Raw genomic sequence first — 9,399 nt, 5'->3', positions numbered from 1 at the left:
GGGGTCTTGGCTTCGGCGGTCGGGGACGGGCCGGCGTCGGTGTCTGCCGGGTTTGCGTCGTCCGCCGCTTCGGCGGTGTCGCTCGTGCCGGCCTCAGCGCGGGACGCGGTGCCGCTCGCGCCCGACTCGGCGCGCAGCCCGGCAGGGGCTGCCGCGTCGCCCCGTACGCCGCCCGCCGCTGCCGCGTGTGCCGCGCCCGCCCGGGCGTGGATGTCGTCCCGTGACGACACGCCGGTAAGGACGCCGTCCGCGTCGACGCGGGCTATCAGCCCGTTCGGGGCGGCGACCGACTCGTTCAGGCCGGCGAGCAGGGAGTCGGTGTCCCGCAGCGGTCGTACGGGGATCTCCGCGTCCTCCGTGCGCCAGGCCTGCGGCCTGCGCGCCTCGTCCAGGACGAGCTCCCAGGCGCCGCCCTCGGGAGCCGGGCCCTGCGGCACGTCCGCGAGTGTCGTCAGCGACAGGAGCTTGAGCCCGCGCTCGGCGCCCAGGAAGTCCGCCACGAACTCGTCCGCCGGGCGGGCCAGCAGCTCCGCGGGGGCCGCGCACTGGACGAGGTGGCCGCCGGTGCGGAAGATCGCGATGCGGTCGCCGAGCCGTACCGCCTCGTCGACATCGTGTGTGACGAAGACGATCGTCTTGCTCAACTCCTTCTGGAGTCGTAGGAGTTCGTCCTGGAGCTGGGCGCGGACGACCGGGTCGACCGCGCCGAACGGCTCGTCCATGAGGAGGACGGGCGGGTCGGCGGCGAGCGCGCGGGCCACGCCCACACGCTGCTGCTGGCCGCCGGAGAGCTGGTGCGGGTAGCGCTTCCCGGCCTCGGCGGTCAGGCCGACCGTCTCCAGGAGCTCCGCCGCCCGTGCCCGCGCCTTCCTGCGGCCCCAGCCGAGGAGCAGCGGCACGGTCGCGATGTTGTCGAGCACCGTGCGGTGCGGGAAGAGGCCCGACTGCTGGATGACGTAACCGATGGAGCGGCGCAGCTCCGCGGCGTCCTGGTCCAGCACGTCACGGCCGCCGACACGGATGGTCCCGGAGGTGGGGTCGACCATCCGGTTGACCATGCGCAGCGTCGTCGTCTTGCCGCAACCGGAAGATCCCACGAGGACGGTCACGCCGCCTTCGGGCATCTCCAGGGAGAGGTCGTGGACCGCCGTGGTGCCGTTCGGGAAACGTTTGTGGACCGCATCGAACTGGATCATGAGGTGTCCCTTGCCCGGTGTGCATATCGTCATGCAGAGTTCTTGGTGTCTGAATAGGTTGTCAACGCCCTGGAGTAAAACGCCGGTTACAGATGACCGTCAGGCGAGATCAGATGTCCGGGTAGAGAGGAGTTTGCGCGTGATGTCGTCTCGGATCGTGGACATGCCGGGGGTCGATGACTCGGACTCAGGTGCCCTCACGCCCGGTCTGGTCGTCCTCGACGGGTACGGCACCGGCGTCGCGGACATCGTGCGCCTCGCCGACGGTGCCGCGCGGCCGGTCCCCGGCACCGAGGCGATGAAGCGCGTCGAGGAGACCTGGGACGCGGCCCGGCAGATCGCCGCGACCGGGCGCGTCTACGGCCGCTCCACCGGCGTCGGCGCCAACCGGAACGAGGACGTGCCGACCGAGGCGGCCGCAGGCCACGGGCTGCGGCTGCTGCGCAGCCATGCCGGATCGATCGGCGCGGAGCTGCCCGCCAGACAGGTGCGGGCGATGCTGGCCGTACGGGCGAACCAGCTGCTCGCGGGCGGTGCGGGGCTGCGGCCCACCGTGGTGACGGCGCTGTGCGAGGCGCTGGAGACCGGGGCGTATCCGGTGGTGAACGAGTTCGGCTCGGTGGGCACCGGGGACATCGCGGCGCTGGCCCAGGTGGGGCTTGCGCTGGCGGGGGAGCACCCGTGGCGGGAGGCGGAGCCCGGGTGGCGTGCGCCGGGCGGGCGCGTGCCGGGAACGGGCGCGCCCGAGGCACAGCCCCTCGACAACAACGACGCCCTCGCCCTCATCAGCAGCAACGCCCTCACCCTCGGACAGGCCGCGCTCGCCCTGCACGAGCTGCGCGGGCTGATCGGGGCCACGCAGGTCGTCGCCGCGCTGTCACTCCTCGCGGTGGACGGCTCGCACGAGGCGTACGCGGCGCCCGTGCACGCCGCGCGCCGGCACCGCGGGACGGCCGAAGTGGCCCGCCGCATGCGCGAGTTGATCGGCGCGGCCGATCACCCGACGCCGCCGCTCGGGCGCCTCCAGGACCCGTACGGCTTCCGCTGTCTGCCCCAGATCCACGGTCCCGCGCTCGACGCCGCCGACGCGCTCGACGAGGTGCTGGTGGTCGAGATCAACGCCGCTGCCGAGAACCCGCTGATCTGCGCCGAGGACATGGCCGCCTACCACCACGGCGGCTTCTACCAGGCCCAACTCGCCCTGGCCCTCGACCACTTCAGGCTCTCCCTCACACAGGTCGCCCGCCTGTCGACCTCGCGCCTGTCCACGCTCAACGAGCCCGCGTACACCCGCCTGCGCCCCTTCCTCGCCGACAACCAACCCGCGTCCTCCGGCGTGATGATCCTGGAGTACGCCGCCGGGGCCGCCCTGGGTGATCTGCGGGCCTTCTCCGCGCCCGCCTCCCTCGGCCACGCTGTACTCTCCCGTGGCGTCGAGGAACAGGCGAGCTTCGCCTCGCTCGCCGCACGCCAGACGCTGCGCGTGTGCGATGCGTACCGTCTCGTCGTCGGCTGCGAACTCGTCGCCGCCGTACGGGCATTGCGCCAGCGCGAGCTGCGCCCCGACCCGGAGCTTCCGGTGGGCCGGGCGCTGGAACTCGCCGAGTCGGTGCTCGACGCGGACCAGGCCGACCGGCCGCTCACGGACGACGTGGCGGTGGCGGCCGCACTGCTCGACCGGTTCACGGACATCTGGAGGGGGAGCACGGCATGAGCGTGGACAGGGACACGAAGGTGGACAGGAATACGGACGTGGACAGGAACACGAACGTGACGGACAGTTCCGCCGCGCGCCTGCAGGCGCTGTTCGAAGGGCACCGGCTGACACCGACGCAGCGGCGCATCGCGCACAGCATGGTGCGGCGGGCTGCAGACGTGCCGTTCCTGTCGAGCGTCGAGCTCGCGGAACTCGCCGGGGTCAGCCAGCCGTCCGTCACCCGCTTCGCGGTCGCGCTCGGCTTCGACGGCTACCCGGCGCTGCGCAAGCACCTGCGGGAGGTCGCGCCCACCGAGCCGGTCGCGGACACCGCCTCGTACAACGAGTACCAGCAGGCCGTCGAGGCCGAGATCGAGAACCTGCGGCATCTGGCCTCCGTACTGGCCGATCCGCGGCCGGTGGAGCGGGCGGGGCGGCTGCTGGCGGCGTCTCGGCCGCTGCCGGTGCTCGGGCTGCGGGCCGCGGCCTCCCAGGCGTACGGCTTCTCGTACTTCGCGGCCAAGGTCCATCCCGACGTACGGCTGCTGCACGAGGGCGGCACGATGCTCGCCGACCGCATCGACGCGGCGGTGCGGGCCGGAGCCACCGCTCTGCTGTGCTTCGCGCTGCCGCGGCATCCGCGCGAGGTCGTGGACGCGCTTTCGTACGCCAAGGAGGCCGGGCTGACCGTGGTGACCGTCGCGGACTCGGCGTTCGCACCGGTGGCGAAGGTGTCGGACCTGCTGCTGCCGGCCGCGGTCGGTACGGGGCTCGCCTTCGACACGGTCTGTGCGCCGATGCTGCTCGGGCGGGTGCTGCTGGAGGCGATGTGCGACGACCTGCCGGACGCGCAGGCGCGGCTCGAGGAGTTCGACGTACGGGCGGCTGCGCGGGGCTTGTTCGTCGAGTAGGGGACGTAGTAGGGGTTTGGGGCGAGTGGCCGCGCGGGTCGGCTGCGACCGGCTTCGGCTCTCAGATTTGTCTCACCTTCGGTCGCTAACCTGCGCGCCCAAAGAGGCTTGAGGTCTCAGAGCTCTCAGAGGCCTGGGACCTTCGGACGAGGAGGCGGGAAGGTGACGCGCGGAGGTCAGGGACTGGCTCGGGTGGCCGTCGTCGTACGGGCCGGTGCCGTGCCGTTGTGGTGGCTGGGCGTGTTCGCGGCGGGTATCGGCGCGCTGGTGCCGGGTGTGACCGGGCGCCGGATCGGGGTGATGGCGGGAGCGGCGCTGTTCCTCGTCACGGCGGCGGTGGTAGCGCTGCTGCGCAGGAAGCGGTACGCCGCCCTGGCCGGCGCTGCCGCCCGTGCGGGCAGGCACGATGTGCTCCAGGACCGTGCCGTGACCGCGCGCAACTGGCGCCGGAGGCATCGCTGGTGGCTGCTGCTCGCCTTCTTGGCCGCTCTGGGGAGCGCGTTCGCGGTGCCCGCGGCCGGGGGCATGCTGCTTGCCGGGGCGGGGGTCGGACTGCGGTTGAAGGCCGCGTGGCTGGGCCGCCTGGAGCGGGGCTCCGAGGTCTTGTTGTGGGTCTGTGTCGACTGGCTCGCCCGTGGGGCGGGTGCACCGGCGGGCAAGCGGGTCAAGGCGTACCGGGCCACCGGTATCGCCGCGGGCGACGCCGCGCCCGGTGGGGCGCGGCGTCGGGGTGGCGTGCTGGTGTAGTGGGTGGTTCCTTCTCCCACCCGCGCACCGCCCGTGCGAGTTGGCTGTCCTGTGCGGGTTTCCTGTGGGGGTTTCCCGCCGTCGGCGGCTGACGGTGCGTCTTCGCCTCCGGCCCTCGAACCCCCCTTCCCTTACGCCCTCACGCCTCGTCCCGTACCCGAAGCACCACCTTGTTCACCGCCCACAGGCACACGCCGATCGCGAGCAGTACCGCCGCGCGGATGTACACGTCCGCCGGGCGGTCGGCCAGAGGACTGGCGAGGATCAGGGCGGTGATCGCGCCCAGGACCGGAAGGAACGTCGGGGTGCGGAAGTGGGCGTGGTCCACGGGGTCGCGGCGCAGGACCAGGACCGCGATGTTGACCACGGCGAACACGCACAGGAGCAGGAACGCCGTTGTGTCGCCCAGGCCCTCGATCTCGCCCGTGGAGACCAGGCCGATCGCCAGCACGGTGACGAAGACGATGCCGACCACGGGGGTTCGGCGGCGGCGCAGGACACGGCCCATGCCGCGGGGCAGGATGCGTTCGTTGGCCATGCCGTAGCAGAGCCGCGAAGCCATCATGATGTTGATCAGCGCGGAGTTGGTGACGGCGAACAACGCGATGAGCGCGAACAGTTTGTGCGGGAAGTCGACGCCGCCCGCCTTCACGACTTCCAGGAGTGGGCCGCTGGAGCCTTCGAGCACCTTGTGGTCCACGAGGAGCGAGGACACGAGCGCCACCAGCACGTAGATCGTGCCCGTCACCGCCACCCCGATGAAGATCGCCCTCGGGAAGGTACGGACGGGATCCTTCGTCTCCTCGGCCATGTTCACCGAGTCCTCGAAACCCACGAACGCGAAGAAGCCCAGCGCCGTGGCCCCCAACACCCCGGTCATCAGGGCGTATCCGCTGCCGCTCGTCTCGAACTCGCCCAGCCGGGACGGTTCCCCGTCACCCGTCAGCACCGCGTACGCACCGATCGCGAGGATGATCAGCAGACCCGTCAGCTCGACCAGGGTCAGGATGACGTTCGTCTTCACCGACTCCGACACGCCCCGCAGGTTCAGCCCGGCGAGAAGCAGGATGAAGCAGATCGCGATGAGCGTCGGCGGCAGTGCGTCGCCCGTCAGCTCGGAGAGATAGTCACCGCTGAAGGCGCGGGCCGCCGCGCTCGCGGACGACAGGCCCGAAGCCATCACCATGAACGCGACGATGAAGGTCAGGAAGGGGACCTTGAAGGCCTTCTGTGTGTAGAGGGCCGCTCCGGCCGCCTTCGGGTACTTGCCGACGAGTTCGACGTACGACGCCGCCGTCAGGATCGCCACGGCGAAGCCGATGACGAACGGCAGCCACAACGCCCCGCCGACCTTCCCCGCGACGGCGCCGGTCGTGGCGTAGATGCCGGTCCCGAGGATGTCGCCGATCACGAAGAGGATCAGCAGCTTGGGGCCGATGGCCCGCTTGAGTCCCGGCTCCTCGGCGGGCGCGGATGCTCCAGTGGTCGTTTCGGTGGTGGACAAGAGAACCTCCCCCGATCGGTGATCCGTACGGGGGAGTGCTGCCCGATGGCGCGCCCGGGATGCGGGAGAAGCGGAATCTCTGAGCTTCATCAGAGCTTCACCCGGGCGCGGACTCCTAGAGTGTGCCGGTCAGTGCCTCCGCGTGCGCCCCGCCCGACTCCGCCACGATTTCCTCCAGCGACTGCGGCGCCCGTACGACCGCGAACCGTACCCCGCCCTCCGCACCGGGCCCGAAGCCGTAAATCCCGGGGCGCGGAAGCGAGTTGTACGCGTAGTGGTGCGCGAAGTAGTACGCGCCCGTGTCCAACGCGGCCGCGTAGTCGCCCTGTTCGAGCAGGGGCATCGCACGCCCCTGGGCCAGCAGATCACCCGCGAAGCACGCGGGTCCCGCCACGTCCTGCACGACCTCGGTCCCCGCCTTGGGGCGGCCCTTCGCGTCGTACGCTCCCACCCGCAGCGGCCACGACGCCGGCGCGTACACGGTGCGGGCCGCCACCTGCACGCCCGCGTGCGTCACCGCGATCGCCCGCCCTCCGGCGGTCTTCGTGTACTCGACCCGCGCCAGCACCACCCCGTGTTTGGCGAGCAGCGACCGCCCGAACTCCGTGACCAGCCCGTACCGCCCGTCGAACAGTCCCGGCACGGTCTCCGCCAGCAGCCGTGCGTACTGCGCGTACGTCGGGGTCTGGGCGTCCGACGCGAAGTTCACCGGCAGCCCGCCGCCGATGTCGAGCGTGTCGATCTGCCGCCGCCCGGCACGCGCGTTGATCTCCTCGGCGAGCCCGTACGTCTCGGCCACCCCACGGGCCATCAGCTCCAGCGACATGCCCTGCGAACCGGAGTGCGCGTGCAGCCGGGTCAGCCACGGCCGGTCCAGATACGCCCGTACGACCCACTCGCGCGCCCCCTCGTCCCGCAGCGCGACCCCGAACTTCGAGGTCGCCGTCGCCGTGGACAGCGCCTCGATCGAACCCCCGCCGACCTGCGGGTTCACCCGCAGCCCCAGGGGCGAGCGAGTCGCCGCCGACTGGACGAGCCCATCGATGCGGGCCAGCTCCTGCGGGTTGTCGGCGTTGACCGCGATGCCCAGCGCGAGCGCCTCCCGTAGCTCCGCCGGTGTCTTGGCCGGCGAGTCGAGGACCGTACGGGACGGGGGGACCCCGGCCGCGCGGGCGAGGGCCAGTTCACCCGCGCTCGCCACCTCCGCGCCGATGCCCTGCTCGTGCAGCAGCCGCAGCACCGGCACGAGCGGCGTCGCCTTCACCGCGAACGCGTGCAGCACCGGCGTGCCCGGTGCGGCCACCGCGTCGAAGGCCGCGTGCAGTGCCGCCGCCGAGGTGCGGATGCCGGTGATGTCGAGGAGTCCGATGATGGGGGTGGTGGGGCCGACGAGTCCCTGTTCCACGGCCGCGCGGACGGCCTCGTCCCGCCGCGCGCCCCCGTCCGAAGCCGCCGCGTCCGGCGCCTCGCCCGCTCTGTCCGTGTCTCCTGTGTATGCCGCCATACATCCAGCCAAACACCCACGCCGTGCCGGCGCCGACGCATGAGCGTATTGACTAGTTCTATTCAGGAAGTCAGGATGTGAATATCCATTGCAATGACCGACTGCAACGCCGGAGTATCCACCAATCCGCCAGGAGGCAGACCATGTCAGGACCACGGCCCGTCCGAGCGCCGCGCGGTACGGAACTGAGCGCCCTGGGATGGCAGCAGGAAGCCGCCCTGCGGATGCTGCAGAACAACCTCGACCCCGAGGTCGCCGAGCACCCCGACAAGCTCGTCGTCTACGGCGGCACGGGCAAGGCCGCCCGCGACTGGCGCTCCTTCGACGCCATGGTCCGTACGCTGCGCACCCTGAAGCAGGACGAGACGATGCTCGTCCAGTCCGGCCGCCCCGTCGGCGTCATGCAGACCCACGAGTGGGCGCCGCGCGTCCTCATCGCCAACTCGAACCTGGTGGGCGACTGGGCGAACTGGGAGGAGTTCCGGCGCCTGGAGCAGCTGGGACTCACCATGTACGGCCAGATGACGGCCGGTTCGTGGATCTACATTGGTACGCAGGGCATCCTGCAGGGCACGTACGAGACGTTCGCCGCCGTGGCCGCGAAGCGGTTCGGCGGAACGCTCGCCGGGACGATCACGCTCACCGCCGGACTCGGTGGCATGGGCGGCGCCCAGCCGCTCGCCGTCACCATGAACGACGGCGTCGCGATCTGCATCGACTGCGACCCGCGCGCGATCGAGCGCCGCCTCGAGCACCGGTACCTGGACGTACGGGCCGACTCCCTGGAGCACGCCCTCCAACTGGCGGTGGAGGCGCGCGACGCCCGCCGCCCGCTGTCGATCGGCCTGCTCGGCAACGCCGCGGAGCTGCTGCCGCGCATGCTCGCCGAGAGCGCCCCCGTCGACATCGTGACCGACCAGACCTCGGCCCACGATCCGCTGTCCTACCTGCCGGTGGGTGTCGACTTCGACGACATGGCGTCGTACGCGGCGAAGGACCCGGCCGGGTTCACCACGCGTGCCCGGGAGTCCATGGCCCGGCATGTCGAGGCCATGGTCGGCTTCATGGACGCCGGTGCCGAGGTCTTCGACTACGGCAACTCCATCCGTGGCGAGGCCCAACTCTTCGGCTACGAGCGGGCGTTCGCCTTCCCCGGCTTCGTCCCCGCCTACATCCGCCCGCTCTTCTGCGAGGGCAAGGGCCCCTTCCGCTGGGCAGCGCTCTCCGGTGAGGCCTCGGACATCGCCAAGACGGACAAGGCGATCCTCGACCTCTTCCCCGAGAACGAATCCCTCCACCGCTGGATCAAGATGGCCGGTGAGCGGGTGCACTTCCAGGGGCTTCCGGCGCGCATCTGCTGGCTCGGCTACGGCGAGCGGGACCGGGCGGGTGAGCGCTTCAACGACATGGTGGCGAGCGGGGAGCTGCAGGCCCCGCTGGTGATCGGCCGCGACCACCTCGACGCCGGTTCCGTGGCGTCCCCGTACCGCGAGACCGAGGCCATGCTCGACGGCTCCGACGCGATCGCCGACTGGCCGCTGCTGAACGCCATGGTGAACGTGGCGTCCGGCGCCTCCTGGGTCTCCCTCCACCACGGCGGCGGCGTGGGCATGGGGCGCTCCATTCACGCCGGCCAGGTGTCCGTGGCCGACGGCACGCCGCTCGCCGGCGAGAAGATCCGGCGCGTGCTGACGAACGACCCCGGGATGGGGGTCATCCGTCATGTCGACGCCGGGTACGACATCGCGGAGTCGGTGGCGGACGAGCGGGGCGTGCGGGTTCCCATGCGGGAGGGCGAGTGAGCCTGCCGCAGGGCGGGGATTTCTCCCCCACCCCGCCCC

At 71.5% G+C, this 9,399-nt stretch carries 7 protein-coding genes; 4 read left to right on the top strand and 3 right to left on the bottom strand.

Features of this window, described 5'->3' with window-relative positions:
- On the bottom strand, window positions 1–1,196 hold a 1,196-nt coding region (locus G5C60_RS47470; RefSeq protein WP_241267592.1), incomplete at its 3' end, for an ABC transporter ATP-binding protein.
- 142 nt (window positions 1,197–1,338) lie between these two features.
- Between G5C60_RS47470 and G5C60_RS47465 the strand changes: the two genes are divergently transcribed.
- The 3 genes from G5C60_RS47465 to G5C60_RS47455 all read left to right on the top strand — a co-directional run bounded on the left by G5C60_RS47465 (window position 1,339) and on the right by G5C60_RS47455 (window position 4,550).
- Window positions 1,339–2,910, top strand: coding sequence for an aromatic amino acid ammonia-lyase (locus G5C60_RS47465; protein ID WP_165269986.1), 1,572 nt, complete (start codon window positions 1,339–1,341; stop codon window positions 2,908–2,910).
- The gene (locus G5C60_RS47460; RefSeq protein ID WP_165269984.1) at window positions 2,907–3,803 is read left to right on the top strand and encodes a MurR/RpiR family transcriptional regulator; all 897 of its coding nucleotides are present in this window, start codon (window positions 2,907–2,909) and stop codon (window positions 3,801–3,803) included. Before G5C60_RS47465 ends, G5C60_RS47460 begins: the two co-directional genes overlap by 4 nt.
- A 162-nt stretch (window positions 3,804–3,965) precedes the next feature.
- On the top strand, window positions 3,966–4,550 hold the full coding sequence (locus G5C60_RS47455; protein ID WP_165269982.1) for a hypothetical protein: 585 nt from the start codon (window positions 3,966–3,968) through the stop codon (window positions 4,548–4,550).
- A 139-nt stretch (window positions 4,551–4,689) separates the two neighbouring features.
- Here G5C60_RS47455 and G5C60_RS47450 read toward each other — a convergent pair whose 3' ends face one another.
- Together G5C60_RS47450 and G5C60_RS47445 are read right to left on the bottom strand one after the other, a co-directional pair.
- Window positions 4,690–6,054, bottom strand: coding sequence for an APC family permease (locus G5C60_RS47450; protein WP_165269980.1), 1,365 nt, complete (start codon window positions 6,052–6,054; stop codon window positions 4,690–4,692).
- Between the two features lie 115 nt (window positions 6,055–6,169).
- A complete protein-coding gene (locus G5C60_RS47445; RefSeq protein ID WP_165269978.1) occupies window positions 6,170–7,558 on the bottom strand; it encodes a type III PLP-dependent enzyme domain-containing protein in 1,389 nt (462 codons plus the stop codon).
- A gap of 143 nt (window positions 7,559–7,701) precedes the next feature.
- Here G5C60_RS47445 and hutU point away from each other — a divergent pair, with 143 nt between their 5' ends.
- On the top strand, window positions 7,702–9,360 hold the full coding sequence (hutU, locus tag G5C60_RS47440; protein WP_165269976.1) for a urocanate hydratase: 1,659 nt from the start codon (window positions 7,702–7,704) through the stop codon (window positions 9,358–9,360).
- The last annotated feature ends 39 nt before the right edge of the window (window positions 9,361–9,399 follow it).

Source organism: Streptomyces scabichelini, from assembly GCF_011045015.1.
Taxonomy (GTDB): Bacteria; Actinomycetota; Actinomycetes; order Streptomycetales; family Streptomycetaceae; genus Streptomyces; species Streptomyces scabichelini.
The sequence above is the reverse complement of the archived record's forward strand: the minus strand, read 5'-3'. Positions and strand labels throughout refer to the sequence as shown.

Excerpts from the sequence above, each read along its gene's own strand:
- hutU (WP_165269976.1), top strand. The coding sequence starts at position 7,702 with ATGTCAGGACCACGGCCCGTCCGAGCGCCGCGCGGTACGGAACTGAGC.
- G5C60_RS47460 (WP_165269984.1), top strand. The coding sequence starts at position 2,907 with ATGAGCGTGGACAGGGACACGAAGGTGGACAGGAATACGGACGTGGAC.
- G5C60_RS47445 (WP_165269978.1), bottom strand. The coding sequence starts at position 7,558 with ATGGCGGCATACACAGGAGACACGGACAGAGCGGGCGAGGCGCCGGAC.
- G5C60_RS47465 (WP_165269986.1), top strand. The coding sequence starts at position 1,339 with ATGTCGTCTCGGATCGTGGACATGCCGGGGGTCGATGACTCGGACTCA.